A 19,536-nucleotide genomic window follows, 5' to 3' on the forward strand; every position below is an offset into this window, starting at 1 on the left:
TTCCTCTTAATCCAGACGAATGTTGGCCTTCGCCGCTACGCTCGTGTAAAGAGCCACGTCTCGTCGATAGAATTCCGCGAATTGATCCGACGAGCTGGCAACAACCTCCGCACCATTCTCCGCGATTCGCTTGACGAACTCGGGCCGCTGACATATCGCGGCGACCTGCTGATTAATCACCCGCACAACGTTCGCCGGCGTTGCGGCGGGAGCAAACAGGCCATACCACCCTTCGATCTCCAGGCCTTTGATGCCGAGCTCGAGCGTCGTGGGTATTTCCGGGGCAATCGCAGATCGACGCGATCCCAGCACCGCAAGCACTCGAACGCCACCCGTTTTTACATGCGGCAACAGCGAGGGCAGATCGAGAAAGGTGACCGGGACGCGGCCGCCCACGAGATCGACGACCGCAGGCCCACCTCCCTTGTATGGGACATGGATCAGAGCGGCGCCGGTGATGATCTGAAACAGGGCGCCCGAAAAATGAGTTTGCCCGCCATAGCCGGTAGACGCGAACGGAATGGTGCCTGGCGCCGCCTTGGCTTTCGCGATGAGTTGCTCCAACGACTGGATGCCCGATTGGACGCTCACCGCGATGGCTTGGGGAAAGCGGCAGAACTGCGTCACGGCCCTGAATGCCGTCTCCGGCTTGAACGACAGCGCCTTGTTCAAGACGACACTGGTCGAATAGCTGCCGGTCGCCATGAATAACGTGTAACCATCAGCCGGAGACGCCGCGACAGCGGCCGCCCCGATCGTGCTTCCACCGCCGGGCCGGTTCTCGACGATCACCGCTTGTCCGATGCTTTCGCTGAGGGATTGCGCCAGCAAACGCGTGTTGGTGTCGGTGCTCCCGCCGGGAGCCAGGCCGATGATGATTCGGATCGGCTTTGTCGGAAACGACTGCGCTGCGAAGGCTCGCGCAGGCAGCGCCAAACCGGCGATGCCTGCCGCCGCAAACTTGAGTATCGACCGTCGGTTGTGCATTGGCGCCTCTTCGATGTGAACGCGCATCCCTATCGGCTCGGGCGGAGTCGCGTGCGCGGCCTTTTGTTATGATTTTCGCAAACGGCAGAGATGCGATGTCATCCTATATGACATCGTGACACACTGTCTGCCACCGATAGGACTATCGCCCGAGGCCACGCCACATGTCAAGCAAAACTACAACGAGTGCGCACAAGCTCGCGCAGCTACATGCCGACCGGACGCAGCGCCTCATCCTCGAGGCCGCAGTGAGCATGCTCGAGGAAGCGCCTACAGCGCCGCTCACCATGCGGGAGGTGGCACGGCGCGCGCAAATATCGGAACGTACGATTTTTCGTTACTTCGCGACGCGCGAAGCATTGCTCGACGCCGTCGCGGTCGAGGTCGTCCGAGGCATGGCCCAGCCCCCCCATCCCCGATCGCTCGAAGAACTCCTCGCGGCGCCAAGAGCACTCTATTCGGCACTCGACGCAAATCCGACGCTGGTGAAGGTTGCGCTCGACTCTGAGGTCTACGATCGCATCCGCACGAGCCAGGCGAATCAGCGATGGATTGCGATTCGGAAAGTCATCGATCACGCGGCTCCTCGAGTCTCGGAGCGTCGCCGCCGATTCGCGGCAGCGAACATTCGTCTCTTTTTGAGCGCGACCGGCTGGCGCTATTACCGGTTCTATTTTCAGTTCAGTCTCGAGGACACCATCGAATGCGCCGAGATGGCAATCCGGCAATCGCTGAAGGCGATCGGAAAATGATGCGCAGGCAAGCGCCTGGCCTGCCTGCGGAGCGCCGGCCACACCCGCTGGCACGGGCCACGTGCGACGGCGGCGCTTGTTGTCACGCGGCTGCCCGGAGCAGCGGCGAGCGCGTGACCTTCAGTTCTCCAGCCGTCTCAGCTTTGCGTCTGCGACGACCCGGCCCCAGCGCGCAACGTCGCGCCGAAAGAACGCGTCGAATTCCTGGGGCGAGCTTCCGACCGGATCGTAGCCGAGCTGCAGAAAGCGTTCTTGCACCGCCTTGTCTTTCATCACGGCGCCGACGTCGCCCGCGACTTTCTTCGCAGCGGCGTCGGGAATCTTGCGCGGACCGAGAATGCCGAACCAGTCCACCGCTTCGAAGTCGCTCAGTCCCTGCTCTATCGCAGTGGGCACTTGCGGGAGCGCGGCGTTGCGCTTGGCGCTCGTTACGGCCAGCGCCTTCAGGCGTTTCGCGCGCACGTGCTCCGCAGAAGAGCCCGTCGTCGATATGGCAAGCGCGATGTTGCCGGCCATGGCGTCCACCATCGCCGGCGCTGCGCCCTTGTAGGGAACGTGATTGAGCTTGACGCCCATTTTCAGCGCGAGCAACTCCATCGTCAGGTGCTGAGTGGCGCCGTACCCGCCGCTGCCGTAAGTGAGCGCGCCCGGCTGCGCCTTCGCCAACGCCGACAGCTCCTTCAAACCGTTGGCCGGCAAGGAAGCGTTCGCGACGATCAGGTTGGCGGCGGTGTTCACGAGAGAGATCGGCGCGAAATCCGCGATCGCGTCGTACGGCAGGCGCGTATACATGCTCGAGTTCGCGGCCATCGCACCGTAGGTGCCGAGCAGCGTGTACCCGTCCGAGGGCGCCTTGGCCACCATGTCGGTGCCGAGCGTCGTGCCGGCGCCGGGGCGGTTGTCCACGACGACCTGCACTGTCCAGCGCTCGCCCAGTCGTTGTCCCACCAGTCTCATGACGGTGTCCAGGCCGGAGCCCGGCGCCGACGGAACGATGATGCGCACCGGTTTGCCCGGATAGTCCTGCGCCTGCGCGATCGCGCCCGACGTCAGCGTCAGGCACGCGACCGTCCCGATGACGCTCGCTCGTACGAAATGACTCTTGCTCATGATCCTCCTCGTTGGATAGGCCAGCGCGCGCGTTTGCGTGCTCCTCGACGCGCAAGGTGCGCGTCTGTTCCTGCTGCGGCTGGATGTGCGCGCCGCGCGGCGCTTGTTGTTTTGCTCGACCTTGTGCCGAGTGACCGCGGCGAGCCGCTCACGCGAGTCGTTGCGATTTCAGGCGGTGCTCATTGTATGCCCCGTCGCAACGGCGGCAAGCCATTCGCTTCTTTGGATGGTGGTATATTCATGAGCCGCGATCCGCGCGAAGAAGAATTCCAGTGCAGCGGCCGCGCTCTGTCGACATTCCGCCGATAACAAATAATCATCCCGCGGCGACCGCCGAGAGGTACTCGAGATTCCGATCCCGGAACTCGGCGCTGCGCTCGTGCGACTCTCGTTACGTCGAGACAGGAAGCAAGGGAAAGCCATGAAACTGTTGCGTCATCCGGCCGATGCCTCGGAGTGCATCCACGCCTCGCATTGGGGTTCCTTCTTCGTATCGCGACAGGGGGATCGGCTCAAGGTTCGTCCCACACCAACGGATCCGGATCCATCGCCGCTTCTCCGCAATATTCCTGATGCCGCGCGGCACGCCGCACGCATCGCGCAGCCCGTGGTTCGCCGCGGGTGGCTGGAACGCGGCCCCGGTCCGGACGAGCGTCGAGGTCGTGACGACTATGTGCCGGTGAGCTGGGCGAAAGCGCTGGACCTCGCGGCGACGGAGCTCGAGCGCGTCCGGGAGAAGCACGGCTGCGCCTCGATCTACGGCGGGTCGTATGGCTGGTCCAGCGCAGGCCGCTTCCATCATGCGCTGAGCCAGGTGCATCGGTTCCTCAACTCCATCGGCGGCTATACAGCCCACATCGGTTCCTACAGCTCCGGCGCCGCCGACATCATCCTTCCGCGTCTTTTTGCACCGGTGCTGACGCAACGCACGGCGGTGACGTGGCCCGACGTCGCGGCGCACACCGAGCTCCTGGTCGCCTTCGGCGGCCTGGCGGTCAAGAACGCAGAGGTGGGCGCAGGCGGCGTGGGCCGGCACGCGGTCAAGGATGCGCTGCATGCAGCCAAGGCCCGCGGAGCGCGATTCGTGCTGATGGGCCCGCTGCGAAACGATCTGCAGACCACGCTCGACGCCGAATGGGTCCCGCTGCGCCCCGCCACCGACGTGGCGTTCATGCTCGCCCTGGCGCATACGCTCGCGGTCGAGCGCCTGCACGACGTCGCGTTCCTCGAGCGCTGCTGTGTCGGCTATGACGCGTTCGAGAATTACCTGCTGGGCAAAGACGACGGCTGTCCCAAGAGCGCGTCCTGGGCGGAGCCGATCACCGGCATTCCCGCCGCGCAGATTCGCGAGCTCGCGCGGGCGATGGCGGCCAAGCACACGCTCATCACGATCAGCCACTCGCTGCAACGCGCCGAGCACGGCGAGCAACCGGTGTGGATGGGTCTCGCGCTGGCGGCGATGCTGGGCCGGATCGGCATGCCCGGCGCGGGTTACGGCTATTCGATGGGGACCACCGGAAACGTCGGGAAGCGGCCTCCGATCGTGCCCATGCCGTCGCTGCCGCAGGGACGCAACGGCGCGAACTCGGTCATTCCCGTCGCGCGTATCGCCGACATGCTGCTCAACCCGGGGGCGCCGTTCGACTTCAACGGCCAGCGCCGCAACTATCCCGACATCCGTCTCGTGTACTGGGCGGGCGGCAACCCGTTCCACCACCATCAGGACCTCAACCGCCTGCGCAAGGCCTTCAGCCGCCCGGAAACGATCATCGTCAACGAGCCGTTCTGGACTTCCACGGTCCTGCACGCGGACATCGTTTTCCCCAGCACCGTCACGCTCGAGCGCGACGACATCAGCGGCTCTTCCGAAGACAATTTCCTCACGCCGATGCGGCGCGTGATCGAGCCTTACGCGCAGTCGAGAGACGATTACGAGATCTTCTCGGAGCTCGCGGCGCGTCTCGGGACGTACGAGACGTTCACCGAAGGCCTGACAAGCGCCGAGTGGATCCGCCGCCTGTACGAGGATCTGCGCACGCAGCTCGCAACGAAGGGGCACGAAGCGCCGCCGTTCGACGAGTTCTGGAATTCGACCGAGCTGGAGCTTCCGACGCACGACGGTTTCGCGGGCCATTTGCGGCGCTTCCGGGAAGATCCGTCCGCAGCGCCCCTGCAGACGCCCAGCGGGAAGATCGAGATCTTCTCGGAGACCATCGCACGCTTCGGCTACGCCGACTGCGCAGGACACCCCCGGTGGTTCGAGCCGCACGAGTGGCTGGGATCACCGCGAGTCAGGGACTTCCCGCTCCAGCTCGTCTCGAATCAGCCGTCGTCGCGCCTTCACAGCCAGCTCGACTTCGCCACGTACAGCCAGGAGACGAAGGTCGACGGCCGCGAGATCATGCGGATCCATCCGGACGAAGCCGCCAGCCGCGGCATCGCCGACGGCGACGTCGTGAAAGTCTTCAACGATCGAGGCGCTTTCGTCGCGGTGGCCCGGCTGAGCAGCGACCTTCATCCCGGCATCGTTCAGGTTCCCACCGGCGCGTGGTGGGACCCGGTGGAGCTGCCGGGCGAGGCCGAAGGGCTCTGCGCCCACGGCAACGTGAACACCGTGACGCGGGACGTCGGAACCTCGCGGCTCGCGCAAGCGTGCACGGGACAGTTGTGCCTGGTGCAAGTCGAACGCTACCGCGGCGTGCCGCCGACCGGACGAGGCTACGGCCCGCCCGCGTTGGCGCAGTCGAGAACGTCGAGCGGCGAGTGAACGGTCGTTGGGATCGGGCCGAGCGGCGCGGTGATCGCCGATACGGCGCGATGCGTTCGCACTGAGGCGAAGGAGCGCGCCCGCGCTGCCGTTCGGGGAACGCGCGCCGAGCTTTCTACAACGCCGGCCGAAAGGCCAGTGCTCGATATTTGGCGGAGAGAGAGGGATTCGAACCCTCGATACGGGTTTTGCCCATATACGCCCTTAGCAGGGGCGCGCCTTCGACCACTCGGCCATCTCTCCGGATTCTGATTCGGTCGCGACCGTGCGTGCGCGACGAGCGCCGTAGTGTACCACAGCGCCCTCTTCGATCGCCGTTAAGCCGGCTGATCGAGATTGAAAACCTTGTGCAGCACGCGCACCGCGAGCTCGCTGTACTTCTCGTCGATCACGACCGACACCTTGATCTCGGAGGTCGAGATCATCTGGATGTTGATGCCCTCTTCGGCGAGCGCGCGGAAAGCGGTGCTCGCGATGCCGGCGTGCGAGCGCATGCCGACGCCGACCAGCGAGACCTTCGCGATGTTCGAGCCGCTGACGATCTCGCGCGCCTTGATGTGCTCGCGGATGGGCTCGAGGATCTTCAGCGTCTTCTGGTAATCGTTGCGGTGGACCGTGAAGGAGAAGTCGGTGAGGCCGTCGTAGCCGACGTTCTGCACGATCATGTCGACGTCGATATTGGCATCGCCGACCGGCCCGAGTATCTGGTAGGCGATGCCCGGGCGGTCGGGCACGCCGAGTATCGTGATCTTGGCCTCGTCCCGGTTCGACGCGATGCCCGAGATGATTGGCTGTTCCATGTTCTCGTCTTCCTCGAAAGTGATCAGCGTGCCCTCGCATTCTTCCTCGAACGAGGAGAGCACGCGCAGGCGCACCTTGTACTTGCCCGCGAATTCCACCGAACGGATCTGCAGGACCTTCGACCCGAGGCTGGCGAGCTCGAGCATCTCTTCGAAGGTGATCGTCTTCAGGCGGCGGGCCTCGGGGACCACGCGCGGGTCGGCGGTGTAAACGCCGTCGACATCGGTGTAAATCTGACACTCGTCGGCGCGCAGCGCCGCGGCGAGCGCGACGCCGGTGGTGTCCGAGCCGCCGCGGCCCAAAGTGGTGATATTTCCTGCTTCGTCGACACCCTGGAATCCGGCCACGACGACCACCCGGCCGGCGTCGAGGTCGCCGCGTATATTTTGCTCGTCGATGGCGAGTATGCGCGCCTTGGTGTGGGCGCTGTCGGTCAGGATTTTCACCTGCGCGCCGGTGTAGCTGCGCGCCTTCACGCCAAGCTCCATCAGCGCCATCGACAGCAGCGCGATCGTGACCTGCTCGCCGGTCGAGACCATCACGTCGAGTTCGCGCGGGTCGGGGTTGGCCTGCACCTCTTTTGCAAGCGCGATGAGGCGATTGGTTTCGCCCGACATGGCGGACACGACGACGATGACCTGATGGCCGCGCGCCCGCCAGTGGGCGACGCGCCGGGCGACGTTCTTGATGCGCTCGGCGCTGCCGACGGACGTGCCGCCGTATTTCTGGACGATGAGAGCCATGCGGGGGGTTTGCTGCGGGGAGTTGCGCGAAAAGGGCTAAATTTTAATCGATTTCGGCCGCCAGCACGAGCCGGCCATTTGTCGGCTCGAAAATTGCCATCGTTTTTTGTTCCGATATGCCAGCCGCATTGAGGAGCCGGGCCGCGACGCCGGGCGCCCCGGAAACGCCGCATGCTGCGCGTGAACCTATCGGATAGGGGCATGTCAATCGGGTAACGGTAACGCGAAAGGTCAGCGAGAGAGCAATGAAACCATTCGAGCGCATAAGCAACCCCCGGGAGATCCGTCGCAAGCTGCGCATGAACCAGCAGGAATTCTGGTCGCGCATAGGTGTTACCCAGAGCGGCGGTTCTCGTTATGAAAGCGGTCGCACCATGCCCAAGCCGGTGCGCGAATTGCTGAGGCTGGTACACATCGAAGGCATTCCGCTCGAGCGCGCGCGAGGCGAGGACTTCGAGGTCGTGTCGTACCTGAAGAAAGCGAATCCCAAGCTCTACACCAGCCTGCGCAAGGCCGCGACGGGCCGTACCGCGACCAGCGGCAGCGGCAGCGGCCGCTCGAGCGCGAACGCGTCAGGGCGCGCGAGCAGAAAGCGGTAGCCCGGCCGGGACCGCGAGAGGCGCTTTTATACCCTTGGTATAATTTCGCGCCTTCCGCGACCTGTCCCGCCATGCGCATCACCCGCCGGCTCGAGTTCGACTCGGGCCACCGCATCCCGAACCACCGCAGCCGCTGCCGTCATCTGCACGGCCATCGCTATGCGCTCGAAGTGACGCTGACCGGCCCGGTCGTCGCCACGCCCGGCGATCCGCGCGAAGGCATGGTGCTCGACTTCTCGGAGGTGAAGGCGATCGCCCGGCGCGTGGTGGTCGACGTGTGGGACCACGCGTTTCTCGCATGGCGGGAAGACCAGGCCGTGCTCGATTTCCTGGCGACGATCCCGGACCACCGCACGGTCGTCTTCGCCGCGCCGCCGACGGCGGAGCATCTCGCCGAAGCCGCGTTCCGCCTGCTCGAGCCGGCCTACCGCGCCGAATTCGGCAATGCGCTCACGCTGGAATGCGTGCGCCTCTACGAGACGCCCAACTGCTGGGCGGACGCGCTTCGGTCGGAGCTGTAAGAACTTATCGTAGAATCGCGGCGGACCGGAGGCGTGGCAGAGTGGTTGAATGCACTGGTCTTGAAAACCAGCAGAGCCGCAAGGTTCTCGTGGGTTCGAATCCTACCGCCTCCGCCAGAGTGACGCGGCGAACCCGCGGTCAGCGCGTAACCAGCCGATCGCCGCGACGATCGACGATCCACGCCAGCGCGTACGTGATCGCGAGCACGATGACCGATGCCGCGCCGAGCACGCCGAACACGGCGAGCGCGTTCTCGGCCTCGCTCAAAAAAGTGGCTACCGCGGCATAAGTAAAGATGAGACCCGCAACCGTCCAGCCTATCGACCTGATGATCGTCGCGACGCGGCGCAGCCGCATGCAGTCGACCCATGCCATTGCTCCCCCCTCGTGTCTCTGCTTATCGGCGAGTGCGACGCAACATGATCGCATAAAACCCCGCTTGCGAGAGGGGAAGAGATCACGGATTGCAAGCCCTGCCGCCGCCCGCCGCCTGCTCTGGCTGGCCGCCGCGGCGGCGGCCCTCGCAGGGTGCGCCAGTGTCCCCGGCGAGACGGTGGCCCCGATGAGTGTGCGCCGCGACGTGAGCGCGCGGGTGCTCGACCAGGCGGGCCGCGAGAAGCCCGAGTGCAAGCGACTCAAGCTCGTCGACACCGAAGTGCTGGAGGTCCACCCCGACGGCAAGGTCGCGGAGGAACGCTGGACGGTCGACCGCTGCGACGAGCGCGTCGGTTTCCGCGTGGGCTATCCGGCCAGGGCCGGAGCGGCCTCGGTCAAGCGCGAGCCCTGACCATTGCCATTCATAATGCCGTCGCGCCAGGGACTTACCGGCTGAACTTCGCACGGCGCCGCAACGCTTTCGTTGCAACTTTAGGCCGCTGCCGATAGTCTTACCGGCACTGCGACACACCACACGGAAGGGAGATCCTCGAATGCAACCCGAACTTCAGCCCCGCGGCGCATACTCCGGCGCGGTAGCGGTCGGCACCGAACAGCAGCGCGTCCTGCGCAACACCTACCTGATGCTTGCCGTCACGATGATCCCGACGGTCATCGGCGCGATGGTGGGCATGAGCACCGCCGGCCTCATTCTGCAGCACCCGATCGTCACCTCGCTCGTGATGCTCGCGGTCGTGATCGGGCTTCAGTTCGCGATCGCGGCCAACCGCAACAGCGGGATCGGCGTTGCGCTGCTCCTGCTGATGACTTTCATCCTGGGCTGGTGGCTGGGCCCCCTGCTCACCGTGGCCCTGTCGCTGCGTAACGGTCCTCAGCTCGTCGGCCTTGCCGCCGGCGGCACCGGCGTCATCATGTTCGCGATGGCGACCATCGCGACGACGACCAAGCGCGACTTCTCCTTCATGGGCAAGTTCCTGTTCATCGGCATGATCGTGCTGCTGGTCGCAATGCTCGCCAACATGTTCCTGCAGATCCCGGCGCTCGCGCTGACGATCTCGGCGCTGGTGATCGTGGTGTTCTCGCTGTTCCTGCTCCACGACGTGAGCCGCATCGTGAACGGCGGCGAGACCAACTACATCATGGCGACGACCGGCGTCTACATGAGCCTCTTCAACATCTTCGCCAACCTGCTGCAGCTCCTCATGGCGCTGATGGGCGAAAGAGACTGACCGTGTCTGCGTAACAAAAAGGGCGCTTCGGCGCCCTTTTTGTTTCCCTTCACGTTTCACGTTTCACCCTTCACCCTTCCCCGTTCACCCGTTCACGCTTTTTCAAAAAGCGCCATCGATTCGACGTGCGCCGTCTGCGGAAACATGTTCACCGCGCCGGCAGCCTTGAACTCGTAGCCTTTCACGCCGACCAGCACCGCCGCGTCGCGCGCCAGGGTCGCCGGGTTGCAGGAGACGTAGACGATGCGCTGCGGCGCGTCGTCGCCCAGCGCCTTGACGAGCTCCATCGCGCCGTCGCGCGGCGGGTCGATCAGCATGCGGTCGAAGCGTCCGAGCGCGGCCAGCCCCGCTTCGTCGATCTCGAAGAGATTCATCGCCGCGAAGTGCGTGCGCTCGGCGAGCCCGTTGCGCGCGGCGTTCGCGGCCGCTCGCGCGACCAGCGTCTCGCTGCCTTCGACGCCGACCACTTCGGCGCCCGAGCGCGCGATGGGCAGCGAGAAGTTGCCGAGGCCGCAGAACATGTCCGCGACGCGCTCACCCGGTCGGGGCGCGAGCAGCGACAGGGCACGGCGCACGAGCACGCGGTTGACCGCGTGATTCACCTGCGTGAAATCGGTCGGCTCGAAGTAGATGCGCACGTCGAACTCGGGCAGCGCGTAATGCAGGTCCGGGCCTTCAATCGGGTGGAAAGGCTTCGCGGTATGCGGCCCTCCGGGCTGGAGGTAGATGCAGACGCTGTGCTCGTCGGCGAAGGCGCGCAGCACCGCTTCGTCCGCGGGCGTCAGCGGCTCGAGCACGCGCAACACCAGCACGTCCGCGCCCTCGCCGATCGACAGCTCGATCTGCGGCAGGCGCTGGCGTATCGAGAGCTTGCCGACGAGCTCGCGCAAACGGGGCAACAGCGCCGAGATGCGCGCCGGCACCACCTCGCAGGAGAGCATGTCCGCGACGTAGCTGCTGCGCTTCTCGTGGAAGCCGACCAGCACGCCGCCTTTCTTGGGCACGTCACGCACGGTAAAGCGCGCGCGATGGCGGTATTGCCATGGATCGCCGCGTATGGGCGACAGGATCTGCTGCGGCCTCACCTTGCCGATGTGCCACAGCGCGTCCTCGAGCACGCGCTGCTTGACCGCGACCTGGGTCGCGAAATCCACGTGCTGCTGCGCGCAGCCGCCGCAGCGGCCGAAGTACGCGCAGCGCGGCGTCGTCCGCGCCGCAGACGGCTCGAGCACGTCCTGCACGTGTCCGATCTCGAACGACGGCTTCTTGCGGAAGATCGACGCGGTGACGAGCTCGCCCGGCAGCCCGCCTTCGACGAAGATGGTCTTGCCTTCACGGCGCGCGATGCCGCGCCCTTCCTGATCGAGCGATTCGATGCGCAGCGGCTGCGCGGCTTGCGGGGCTGGTGACTTGGGCACGGGAAGGGACGATCGAAGGCGCGGTGAAACGCGCGGCGGCTAGCTCTGCCAGTGAGACAGGAACTCCTGCCAATGGCGTTCCGGGCTGCGCGCCAGCGTCGCGCGCACCGCGTCCACCTGCGCGCTGTGCTGCTCCGCGGTCAGCGTGCCGCGCATCGCCTGGAAGCGCAGGAAGACGAGGTAGGTGTTGACGACGTCGGTCTCGCAGTAGTTGCGGACATCCTGGATGCGCCCCTGCTCGAACGCTTCCCACACCTGCGAGCCGTCCATCCCGAGCTTGCCGGGCAGCCCGAGAAGCTGCGCGATCTCGTCGAGCGGCGCCACCGCCCTCCCCTGGTACAGCGAGAGCAGGTCCATCACGTCGCAGTGGCGCATGTGATAGCGGCTGATGTAGTTGTTGTACCGGAACTCGCGGTCGTCGTCGCCGGTGTCCCAGTAGCGCGGCGCGCGCACCGAATGGATGAGGCCGCGGTAGTGCAGCACCGGCAGGTCGAAGCCCGCGCCGTTCCACGACACGAGCTGCGGGGTGTATTTCTCGATGCCGTCGAAAAAGCGCTGGATGATCTCGCCTTCGCTCTCCCCGCCCAGCGACCACACGCGAAAAGCGTCGCGATCGGACAGCGCGCACGAGATGGCGACCACGCGATGCAGGTGCAGCGGCAGGAAGTCGTGGCCGACCGCCTGCCGGCGAAGCTGGAACGCCATCGCCGCCACCTGCGCGTCGGGCACGTCCGGCGCGACGCCGTGCAGCTTGCGCACGCCCGCGACGTCCGGGACGGTCTCGATGTCGAAGACGAGGACCGGGCTCACTGCTTCCTGACCCACTCTCCGTTCGCGCCCTGGTACCACCAGCCGGGCTTCGCGCGATCGATCCAGCGCTGCGCGAACGTCGCGCGGATCTCGTTCTCCCATTCGGGGTGGCCGTTGGCGCGCGCGATCTCGCGATAGAGCGCCGACAGGTCCTGGTTGCTTTCGGCAACGAGCGCATTGACTTGCGCGCGTTGCGCGAGCGGGACGAGAGCGGCGTCGCGCAGGGCGACGTTGCCGTCGCGCGTGAGGCCGATCGCGCCGTTCGCGTACAGCGGCGCGAGCTGCTGCTGGTAGCGTTCGCGCATGCTCTTGCGCAGGCTGGCGATCGCCGGCGTGTCGATCTGCAGGTTGGCCTGCGCATAAACCGCGCCGGACAGCGCGAGCAGGACCGCGAGCAGCACGGCGTTGCGTCGGTTGAACGGGATCATCGGTCGTCGTCCTCTACTGCGCGGCGGGCTTGGCGGGCGCGGGCTTCACGTTCGGCTTCGAGCCGTCGGGCTGCAGCTGCCACACTTCGTCGATGATGCGGTCGGCCGCGCGCTCCGCGGCCGCTGCGGGGAAATAGATGTTGATGGTGACGCACGCGGCGAGCGCCGTTGCGGCTACGATGGCTGCGGATGTCGCGACGCGGCGCATGCGAACGGTTCTCAGAGTTAACGAACGATGGGTTTGACGTTGTCCTGCGTGATGCGCTTCAGGCGATCGACGAGCTCACGCCAATTGACGGCGCGATTGTAGCCGATGACCGAAATCGCCGGAATGCCGCCGCCCTTGACGATCACGTAGCCCTGCGGCGCGCGCTCGATGCCGTCCATCTCGCAGACCCCGTTGCGCAACCGGCACGACAGTCCCAGCCGCTCGTAGCCGAACTGGTCGAAGAAGCGCAGGAGGCTCCGCTGTATCGCGGCGGCGGCGCCCGCGCCGCCGAGGGCGGAGATATTCTGCACGGCGCGCTGGCTGATCTTCCGCGGGTAATCGCCGGGGCTGCTCGACAGCGTCGCGTCGAACCGCACCGGCTGCCAGCTCGAAAGCTCCAGTCCCGCGACCCGCGCGTCGATGCGGCCGGTGATGGTGCCGAAGTCGAACGTGCGCGTGAGCAGCTCGAGGTCGAGCGCTTTCATCTCGATGTCGGCGCCGAGCCGCGGCGCGCGGCCGAAAGGCTCGACCAGCTCGAGCCTGGAGACCGCGATGTCGCCGTCGAACGCCTCGATCTTCAGCGTGCCGTCCATCGACAGCGCGTGGCGCCGATAGCGCACCTCGGGGATCGAGCCCGCGAGCGTGCCGTACATCGTCGGCAGCTGAAGCGCCTGCGACAGCCGATCCATGGAGATCGGCTGCAGCTCTCCCGCGAAGCGCCAGCGCCATCCCTCGGGCGTGGTGCCGGCGACGAAATCGCGAAGCTCCAGCGCGCCGTCGAGCAGCGGCACGCGCACCGCGGCGATGACGATGCTGTTGGTGCGCACCCGCAGCGGGATGCGCATCGCGCCGATGGGCAGCTTGAACACCTCGGCGCCTTTCACGGTCACCTCGACAGTGCTCTGCTCGCCGCGGCGCCAGGGGACGCGGCCACTGACCCCGAAGACGCCGAAGCGCCGCTCGCGCTTGTCCTCGAACGAGACGCCGAAGAGCTCGGCATCGACCGCCCGCACCTCGCCGCCGGAGATCGCCACGCTCGCCGTGATCTCCCCTTCGGCGCGCAGGTCCGACAGCGCCGTGCCTTCGAGCAGCGGTTTGAGGATGCGATCGTAGATCGCGCCGGCCTTGAGCCTCGCACCGCTCGCGTGCGCTTCGACGAGCGCGCCCCTGGTGTGATCCCAGCGGGCGTCGAGCTTCACCTGTCCGATTCCCGGAAGGTCGAGCGTGCCCGAGCGCACCTCGGTGCGGCCGGCGGCCGTGGCGCCGGCGAGCGCGAGGCGCTGGCCGCTGCCGCTGACAAAAAACGGCGTCCAGAACACGTCCCCGGCGCGCCACTCAACGGTGGCCGTCCACGTCCACGCATCGTTCCTGCGCGACGCATCGAGATCGAGGGCGGCGGCGATCTTCTCGCCTGCATGCAGCCCGCTGGCGTCGGCGAAACCGACGCCGTCGAGGGTCACGCGCCCCTTCGCGCGAGAGCCGCGAAGCTGCAGCGTGCCGGTCGCACGGCCGGCGGTCAGCTTCGGCGCATCCTTCGGCAGGAACGCGGCGAAGCGCCCGAGGCTCGCGTTTTCGACCTTCGCGTCGATGGTCGTATCGGCGCCCTTCAGCGTGCCTGCGGCGTGCCAGGTCTCGCCGCGCTCGAATTTCGCTTCGAGGGTGAAATCGCGCGTCGCGGTGACGTAGGAAAAGCTGATCGGTATCCTGCCGCCCGCGTCGAGCACGCCCTTCGTGCACGCGAGGCGGCCGCGCGCGGCGGCGAAATCGGCGCAGGTGAGCTTCACGTTGCGCCATTCGCGTCCCGCTGCCGTGAGGCGGTCGACGGACAGCGCGAGCTCGCGCCAGCCTTTGCCTGCAAGGCGAGCGCGCACGCCGCGCGCGCTCAAGCCGGGAGATTCGAGATCGGCGATGGACAGCGTGAGCTCAGCCGAATGCGCGATCCACGCGGCGGTGAGCGCCGCGGCCGCGGACGCAAGGACGATGACCCTGCGCACGCGGCGTCACGCCGGGAACACGCCCGTCGAGAGATAGCGGTCGCCGCGATCGCACACGATGAACACGATCACCGCGTTCTCGACTTCCTTCGACACCTGGAGCGCGGTCCACAACGCGCCGCCCGACGAGATGCCGGCGAAGATGCCTTCCTCGCGCGCGAGCCGCCGCGCCATCTCCTCCGCGTCGTACTGCGAGACTTCGACCATGCGGTCGATGCGCTTCCAGTCGCAGATCGACGGCACGTAGGCTTCGGGCCACTTGCGGATGCCGGGGATGTTGGAGCCTTCGGACGGCTCGCAGCCGACGACCTGGATCTCCGGGTTCTGTTCCTTCAGGTAGTGCGACACCCCCATGATCGTGCCGGTCGTGCCCATGCTGCTCACGAAATGGGTGATCTTGCCCTCGGTGTCGCGCCAGATCTCGGGTCCCGTGCCTTCGTAGTGCGACAGCGGGTTGTCGGCGTTGGCGAACTGGTCGAGGATCACGCCCTTGCCTTCGTCGCGCATCTTCTCGGCGATGTCGCGCGCCATCTCCATGCCGCCTTCCTTGGGTGTCAGCACGAACTGCGCGCCGAACGCGCCCATGGTCTGGCGGCGCTCGATGGAGAGGTGCTCGGGCATGACGAGGATCATCCTGTAGCCCATCATCGCAGCGCACATCGCCAGCGCGATGCCGGTATTGCCGCTCGTCGGCTCGATCAGCGTGTCGCCGGGCTTGATGTCGCCGCGCTCCTGCGCGCGCTTGATCATCGACAGCGCCGGGCGGTCCTTCACCGATCCCGCGGGGTTGTTGCCTTCGAGCTTGGCGAGGACGACGTTGCTCGTCTCTCCGGGCATGCGTTTGAGGCGCACGAGCGGCGTGTTGCCGACGAAATCTTCGAGGGTGTTCATTGAGCCGCACGCTCCAGAAGTTGGTCGCAGTAGCGTTGTACGCCCTGCTCTACCGTGAGAAAGGAATTGGCATACCCGGCGGCTCTCAGGCCTCCTATATCGGCCTGGGTGAAGCTCTGGTAGCGGCCCTTCAGGTCTTCGGGGAACGGGATGTAGTGGATGATGCCCTGCAACTGCATCTCGCGTAAGGCGAGCGGCGCATCGCCGGCGGCCGCGCGGCACGCGTTCACGGTGGCCACCGCCACGTCGTTGAAGCTTTGCGCCGCGCCGGTCCCGGCGTTGTAGATGCCGGCGACGTCGGGGTGGTCGAGGAAGAAGAGATTGATCTTCACGATGTCCTCGACCGACACGAAGTCGCGCCGCTGCTCGCCCTCGCCGTAGCCGCCGCTGCCTTCGAAGAGCTGAACAAAGCCGTTGGCGCGGTACTGGTTGAAGAAGTGACAGGCGACCGAAGACATGCGGCCCTTGTGCTGCTCGCGGTCGCCGTAGACGTTGAAGTAGCGCAGTCCCACGACCTGCGCGCTGTGCTCGCCGGCGCTGCGGCGCACGTACTGGTCGAACAGCAGCTTCGAATAGCCGTAGACGTTGAGCGGCACTTCGGCCTCGGGCGTTTCGCGGAAGATGGTGCGCGCGCCGTAGACCGCCGCCGACGACGCGTAGATGAACGGCGCCGATTCCTCGATACAGTAGTGCAGCAGCGCCTTGGAGTACTCGTAGTTGGTGCGCATCATCAGGCGCCCGTCGCGCTCGGTGGTGTCCGAGATCGCGCCTTCGTGCAGCACCGCATCGACCGCGTCCTGGAACTTGCCCTGCTGCACCGCCTCGATGAACTCGTCCTTGTCGACGTAATCGGCGATCTCGAGGTCCGCGAGATTGACGAACTTGTCGCCGTGCGTGAGATCGTCGACCGCGATGATGTCCGAGATGCCGCGCTCGTTGAGACCCTTGACGATGTTGGAGCCGATGAAACCGGCGGCGCCGGTGACCACGTAATACGCCACTTCTCTTACCTCTGCTCGAATAGCTCGTGCGGATGGACCACCGCGGTGCCGAACTTGCCGACGACGATGCCCGCGGCGCGGTTCGCGAGTTCGACCGCCGCTTCCATGCTTTCGCCGCGCCCCAATGCGAATGCGACCGTGGCGATGACGGTATCGCCGGCGCCGCTCACGTCGAAGACTTCCCGCGCCTGCGCTGCGACGTGCAGCCGTGCGCGGCCGTTGTAGAGCGTCATGCCTTCCTCGCTGCGGGTGACGAGCAGCGCGCCGAGCCTGAGCTTCTTGATGAGGCCGCGCGCCTTGCGCGTGAGGTCGGCCTCGGTCTTCCAGCTTCCGGCGACCTCGCGGAGCTCGGCGCGATTCGGCGTGACGATGGAAGCAAAGCGATAGCGCGTGTAATCGTCGCCCTTGGGATCGACGAGCACCGGCTTCCGCGCCTCGCGCGCGAGCCGGATCATGCTCGTGATGTGCGCGAGGCCGCCTTTGCCGTAATCCGAGAGTATCACCGCGTCGGCCGAAGGCAGGAGGCGCTGGAAGTCGCGCATCTTGGAGGCGAGCGCCTCGTGTCCGGGCGTGGTCTCGAAATCGATGCGCACGAGCTGCTGGCGGCGGCCGATGACGCGCAGCTTGATCGTGGTCTGCACCCCGCGATCGGTCTGGAGCTGCGCCGACACGCCGTCGGTCTTCAGGAGCTTGCGCAAGGTCGCGCCCGCCTCGTCGGGCCCCACGACCGAGAGCAGGATCGCCTCGGCGCCGAGCGCCGCGACGTTGCGCGCGACGTTCGCGGCGCCGCCCGGACGCTCTTCGGTGCGGTCGACCTTGACCACCGGCACCGGCGCTTCGGGCGAGATGCGCCCTACTTCCCCGAACCAGTAGCGGTCGAGCATGACGTCGCCGACGATGAGCACGCGCGGCTTGCGGGCGGCGCGCTTCATCGGGCGCTCTCGATCTCCGCGTTGATCGCAGCGAGCGCGGCGAGCGGATCGGCCGCGCGCGTGATCGGTCGGCCGATGACCAGATACGACGAGCCCGCGTGTATCGCGTCGGCCGGGGTCATCACGCGCTGCTGATCGTCGGCGGCGGCGCTCGCGGGACGGATGCCGGGTGTGACGAGGACGAAGCCGGGGCGGCAGCTCTCGCGCAGCACCACCGTCTCGCGCGCGGAGCACACCACGCCGTCGAGACCACAGGCGTCGGTCAGCGAGGCGAGCCGCAGCACCGCGTCCTCGGCGGTGCCGCTCATACCGATCTCGGCGAGGTCGGCGTCGCTCATGCTGGTCAGCACGGTCACCGCGATGAGCTTCGGAGCGTCCGCCTCCATGGGTATCGCCGCGCGCGCGGCTTCGAGCATCGCGCGACCGCCGGAGGCGTGGACGTTCACCATCCACACCCCGAGGCTCGCAGCGGCGCGGCACGCGGCGCCGACGGTGTTCGGGATGTCGTGGAACTTCAGATCGAGGAACACGCCGAAACCGCGCTTCACGAGCGCTTCGACGAAAGCCGGCCCCGCGGCCGTGAAGAGCTCCTTGCCGACCTTGACGCGGCATTGCGCGGGGTCCAGCCGCGCGACCAGCTCGAGCGCAGGCTCCGCATCGGCGTAGTCCAGCGCAACAATGATTCTGGGATCCGTCACTCCGTCACCGCCTTACCCGTCACCGCTTCATCCGTCACCGCTACACCCGTCACTTTTTCTCTCTCACGCCGGCACGCCTTTCTCTTCAGTGCGTCGCGGCGAGTACGTCTCCCACGCCGCGCACGCCGGACAATGCCAGTAATACTGCCGCGCGCGGAAACCGCAGTTGTCGCACTTGTACATCGCTAGGTTGCGCGTGTGCTCGTTGAGCAGCCCTCTGACCAGCTCGAGGTCGCGGCGGCGCTCGAGCGACGCGTCGACGAGCTGGGCTTCGATCAGCTTGTCGAGTCCGAGCAGCATCGGGGTACGCCGCAGCTCGTCGCGAACGAGCTTGTATGCGGGCTCCGGCCCCTGGCGCTCGAGGCTCGCCTGGAACACCACGTTGAGCGCGTCGAGCGACGGGTATTTCTCGAGATAACCCTTCAAAAGGTTGAGCCCTTCCTCGGCCCGGCCAAGCGCTTTGTAGGCTTCGTAAATGCGCTCGGCGACCAGCGCGAGGTACGCCGGGTTCTGGCTCTCGATGCGCTTCCACGCGTCGATCGCCGCCTCGGTGTTGCCGAGCTGGAGCTCTAGATCGCCGCGCAGCACGTTGGCGCGCACGCACAGCCGATGATGCGCGAGCGCCTCGTCGAGGTGCGGCCGCGCGGCGTCGTGGCGCGTATGCATGATCTCGCGGCTCGCGAGCTCGCAGTGGAAGTTCGCGATCTCCTTCTGGTGCGAGCGGCCGGTGACCGACGTCAGCTTCTGGGCGACGTCGATCGCTTTCTGCCAGTCCTTCTCCTGCTGGTAGATCTCCAGCAGGAACTTCAGCGCGGGCTCGGCGTGGGCGGTGCCGTCGAGCCTGAGGAAGAGCTCCTCGGCGCGGTCGAGGAGGCCCGCCTTGAGATAGTCCTGCGCGAGCTCGAACAGCGCGGCGCGCTTCTGGTCGTCGCGGATGTCCGGGCGCTCGACGAGGTTCTGGTGCATGCGGATCGCGCGCTCGATCTCGCCGCGCCGCCTGAAGAGGCTGCCGAGCGCGAAGTGCAGCTCGATCGTCTGCGGGTCGACCTTGACCGCTTCGATGAACGCCTCGATCGCCTTGTCAGGCTGCTCGTTGAGCAGGAAGTTCAGCCCGCGGAAGTACGAAGCCGGCAGGGTGCGCGACTCCGACACCACGTGGCGTATGTCGATGCGCGCGGCCATCCAGCCGAGCGCGAAGAAGAGCGGCAGCGCGAGCAGCCACCAGTACTCGAGATCCATTCGACCTCAGC

Annotated in this window: 20 protein-coding genes and 2 tRNA genes; 7 read left to right on the plus strand and 15 right to left on the minus strand. The window is 66.4% G+C overall.

The features are described from left to right. Positions 1 to 6: 6 nt before the first annotated feature. Entirely contained in the window at positions 7 to 1,014 is a 1,008-nt protein-coding gene (locus VHP37_20605) for a tripartite tricarboxylate transporter substrate binding protein (protein ID HEX2828766.1), read from the minus strand. 137 nt (positions 1,015 to 1,151) lie between these two features. Between VHP37_20605 and VHP37_20610 the strand changes: the two genes are divergently transcribed. Beyond that, entirely contained in the window at positions 1,152 to 1,739 is a 588-nt protein-coding gene (locus tag VHP37_20610; protein HEX2828767.1) for a helix-turn-helix domain-containing protein, read from the plus strand. A gap of 120 nt (positions 1,740 to 1,859) precedes the next feature. On the opposite strand, the gene VHP37_20615 is transcribed toward VHP37_20610, so the two are convergent. Then, positions 1,860 to 2,849, minus strand: coding sequence for a tripartite tricarboxylate transporter substrate binding protein (locus tag VHP37_20615; GenBank protein ID HEX2828768.1), 990 nt, complete (start codon positions 2,847 to 2,849; stop codon positions 1,860 to 1,862). 421 nt (positions 2,850 to 3,270) lie between these two features. Between VHP37_20615 and VHP37_20620 the strand changes: the two genes are divergently transcribed. Further along, positions 3,271 to 5,616, plus strand: coding sequence for a molybdopterin-dependent oxidoreductase (locus tag VHP37_20620; GenBank protein ID HEX2828769.1), 2,346 nt, complete (start codon positions 3,271 to 3,273; stop codon positions 5,614 to 5,616). A gap of 150 nt (positions 5,617 to 5,766) precedes the next feature. On the opposite strand, the gene VHP37_20625 is transcribed toward VHP37_20620, so the two are convergent. Together VHP37_20625 and VHP37_20630 are read right to left on the minus strand one after the other, a co-directional pair. Next, positions 5,767 to 5,859, minus strand: a tRNA-Ser gene (locus VHP37_20625). A 74-nt stretch (positions 5,860 to 5,933) separates the two neighbouring features. Further along, positions 5,934 to 7,160 carry an aspartate kinase gene (locus tag VHP37_20630; protein ID HEX2828770.1) on the minus strand — a complete coding sequence of 409 codons (1,227 nt, stop codon included), beginning with the start codon at positions 7,158 to 7,160 and terminating at the stop codon, positions 5,934 to 5,936. 245 nt (positions 7,161 to 7,405) lie between these two features. Here VHP37_20630 and VHP37_20635 point away from each other — a divergent pair, with 245 nt between their 5' ends. The 3 genes from VHP37_20635 to VHP37_20645 all read left to right on the plus strand — a co-directional run bounded on the left by VHP37_20635 (position 7,406) and on the right by VHP37_20645 (position 8,397). Further along, entirely contained in the window at positions 7,406 to 7,759 is a 354-nt protein-coding gene (locus tag VHP37_20635) for a hypothetical protein (protein ID HEX2828771.1), read from the plus strand. Between the two features lie 71 nt (positions 7,760 to 7,830). Further along, the gene (locus VHP37_20640) at positions 7,831 to 8,280 is read left to right on the plus strand and encodes a 6-carboxytetrahydropterin synthase (protein ID HEX2828772.1); all 450 of its coding nucleotides are present in this window, start codon (positions 7,831 to 7,833) and stop codon (positions 8,278 to 8,280) included. A 27-nt stretch (positions 8,281 to 8,307) separates the two neighbouring features. Continuing rightward, a tRNA-Ser gene (locus tag VHP37_20645) sits at positions 8,308 to 8,397 on the plus strand. 22 nt (positions 8,398 to 8,419) lie between these two features. On the opposite strand, the gene VHP37_20650 is transcribed toward VHP37_20645, so the two are convergent. Continuing rightward, complete coding sequence (locus VHP37_20650) at positions 8,420 to 8,656, minus strand: hypothetical protein (protein ID HEX2828773.1); 237 nt, start codon at positions 8,654 to 8,656, stop codon at positions 8,420 to 8,422. Positions 8,657 to 8,834: 178 nt separating this feature from the next. Here VHP37_20650 and VHP37_20655 point away from each other — a divergent pair, with 178 nt between their 5' ends. Beyond that, positions 8,835 to 9,068 carry a hypothetical protein gene (locus tag VHP37_20655; GenBank protein HEX2828774.1) on the plus strand — a complete coding sequence of 78 codons (234 nt, stop codon included), beginning with the start codon at positions 8,835 to 8,837 and terminating at the stop codon, positions 9,066 to 9,068. A 142-nt stretch (positions 9,069 to 9,210) separates the two neighbouring features. Continuing rightward, entirely contained in the window at positions 9,211 to 9,906 is a 696-nt protein-coding gene (locus VHP37_20660; protein HEX2828775.1) for a Bax inhibitor-1/YccA family protein, read from the plus strand. Positions 9,907 to 9,998: 92 nt separating this feature from the next. On the opposite strand, the gene rlmD is transcribed toward VHP37_20660, so the two are convergent. The 10 genes from rlmD to lapB form a co-directional block, all read right to left on the minus strand. Next, complete coding sequence (gene rlmD / locus VHP37_20665; protein ID HEX2828776.1) at positions 9,999 to 11,324, minus strand: 23S rRNA (uracil(1939)-C(5))-methyltransferase RlmD; 1,326 nt, start codon at positions 11,322 to 11,324, stop codon at positions 9,999 to 10,001. 39 nt (positions 11,325 to 11,363) lie between these two features. Continuing rightward, the gene (locus tag VHP37_20670) at positions 11,364 to 12,134 is read right to left on the minus strand and encodes a 3'-5' exonuclease (protein ID HEX2828777.1); all 771 of its coding nucleotides are present in this window, start codon (positions 12,132 to 12,134) and stop codon (positions 11,364 to 11,366) included. After that, a complete protein-coding gene (locus tag VHP37_20675) occupies positions 12,131 to 12,562 on the minus strand; it encodes a YdbL family protein (protein ID HEX2828778.1) in 432 nt (143 codons plus the stop codon). Before VHP37_20675 ends, VHP37_20670 begins: the two co-directional genes overlap by 4 nt. Before the next feature lie 13 nt (positions 12,563 to 12,575). Then, positions 12,576 to 12,770, minus strand: a complete 195-nt coding sequence (locus tag VHP37_20680; protein HEX2828779.1) for a hypothetical protein — start codon at positions 12,768 to 12,770, stop codon at positions 12,576 to 12,578. A gap of 17 nt (positions 12,771 to 12,787) precedes the next feature. Next, complete coding sequence (locus tag VHP37_20685; protein ID HEX2828780.1) at positions 12,788 to 14,764, minus strand: hypothetical protein; 1,977 nt, start codon at positions 14,762 to 14,764, stop codon at positions 12,788 to 12,790. 6 nt (positions 14,765 to 14,770) lie between these two features. Then, positions 14,771 to 15,655, minus strand: coding sequence for a cysteine synthase CysM (gene cysM / locus VHP37_20690; protein HEX2828781.1), 885 nt, complete (start codon positions 15,653 to 15,655; stop codon positions 14,771 to 14,773). Beyond that, positions 15,652 to 16,656: an ADP-glyceromanno-heptose 6-epimerase gene (gene rfaD / locus VHP37_20695; protein ID HEX2828782.1), complete on the minus strand. Its 1,005-nt coding sequence runs from the start codon at positions 16,654 to 16,656 to the stop codon at positions 15,652 to 15,654. The genes cysM and rfaD overlap by 4 nt, the downstream gene beginning before the upstream one ends. A gap of 5 nt (positions 16,657 to 16,661) precedes the next feature. Then, positions 16,662 to 17,588 carry a D-glycero-beta-D-manno-heptose-7-phosphate kinase gene (rfaE1, locus tag VHP37_20700; GenBank protein HEX2828783.1) on the minus strand — a complete coding sequence of 309 codons (927 nt, stop codon included), beginning with the start codon at positions 17,586 to 17,588 and terminating at the stop codon, positions 16,662 to 16,664. Then, positions 17,585 to 18,286, minus strand: a complete 702-nt coding sequence (gene pyrF / locus VHP37_20705; GenBank protein ID HEX2828784.1) for an orotidine-5'-phosphate decarboxylase — start codon at positions 18,284 to 18,286, stop codon at positions 17,585 to 17,587. The genes rfaE1 and pyrF overlap by 4 nt, the downstream gene beginning before the upstream one ends. A gap of 63 nt (positions 18,287 to 18,349) precedes the next feature. Next, positions 18,350 to 19,525, minus strand: coding sequence for a lipopolysaccharide assembly protein LapB (gene lapB, locus VHP37_20710; protein HEX2828785.1), 1,176 nt, complete (start codon positions 19,523 to 19,525; stop codon positions 18,350 to 18,352). Positions 19,526 to 19,536 lie beyond the last annotated feature (11 nt).

The organism is Burkholderiales bacterium, assembly GCA_036262035.1.
Lineage (GTDB): Bacteria > Pseudomonadota > Gammaproteobacteria > Burkholderiales > SG8-41 > JAQGMV01.

What these genes read in the sequence shown, in the direction of transcription:
- VHP37_20605 (HEX2828766.1), bottom strand. Translation starts at nt 1,014, where the DNA reads ATGCGCGTTCACATCGAAGAGGCGCCAATGCACAACCGACGGTCGATA.
- VHP37_20610 (HEX2828767.1), top strand. Translation starts at nt 1,152, where the DNA reads ATGTCAAGCAAAACTACAACGAGTGCGCACAAGCTCGCGCAGCTACAT.
- VHP37_20615 (HEX2828768.1), bottom strand. Translation starts at nt 2,849, where the DNA reads ATGAGCAAGAGTCATTTCGTACGAGCGAGCGTCATCGGGACGGTCGCG.
- VHP37_20620 (HEX2828769.1), top strand. Translation starts at nt 3,271, where the DNA reads ATGAAACTGTTGCGTCATCCGGCCGATGCCTCGGAGTGCATCCACGCC.
- VHP37_20630 (HEX2828770.1), bottom strand. Translation starts at nt 7,160, where the DNA reads ATGGCTCTCATCGTCCAGAAATACGGCGGCACGTCCGTCGGCAGCGCC.
- VHP37_20635 (HEX2828771.1), top strand. Translation starts at nt 7,406, where the DNA reads ATGAAACCATTCGAGCGCATAAGCAACCCCCGGGAGATCCGTCGCAAG.
- VHP37_20640 (HEX2828772.1), top strand. Translation starts at nt 7,831, where the DNA reads ATGCGCATCACCCGCCGGCTCGAGTTCGACTCGGGCCACCGCATCCCG.
- VHP37_20650 (HEX2828773.1), bottom strand. Translation starts at nt 8,656, where the DNA reads ATGGCATGGGTCGACTGCATGCGGCTGCGCCGCGTCGCGACGATCATC.
- VHP37_20660 (HEX2828775.1), top strand. Translation starts at nt 9,211, where the DNA reads ATGCAACCCGAACTTCAGCCCCGCGGCGCATACTCCGGCGCGGTAGCG.
- VHP37_20675 (HEX2828778.1), bottom strand. Translation starts at nt 12,562, where the DNA reads ATGATCCCGTTCAACCGACGCAACGCCGTGCTGCTCGCGGTCCTGCTC.
- VHP37_20680 (HEX2828779.1), bottom strand. Translation starts at nt 12,770, where the DNA reads ATGCGCCGCGTCGCGACATCCGCAGCCATCGTAGCCGCAACGGCGCTC.
- cysM (HEX2828781.1), bottom strand. Translation starts at nt 15,655, where the DNA reads ATGAACACCCTCGAAGATTTCGTCGGCAACACGCCGCTCGTGCGCCTC.
- rfaE1 (HEX2828783.1), bottom strand. Translation starts at nt 17,588, where the DNA reads ATGAAGCGCGCCGCCCGCAAGCCGCGCGTGCTCATCGTCGGCGACGTC.
- lapB (HEX2828785.1), bottom strand. Translation starts at nt 19,525, where the DNA reads ATGGATCTCGAGTACTGGTGGCTGCTCGCGCTGCCGCTCTTCTTCGCG.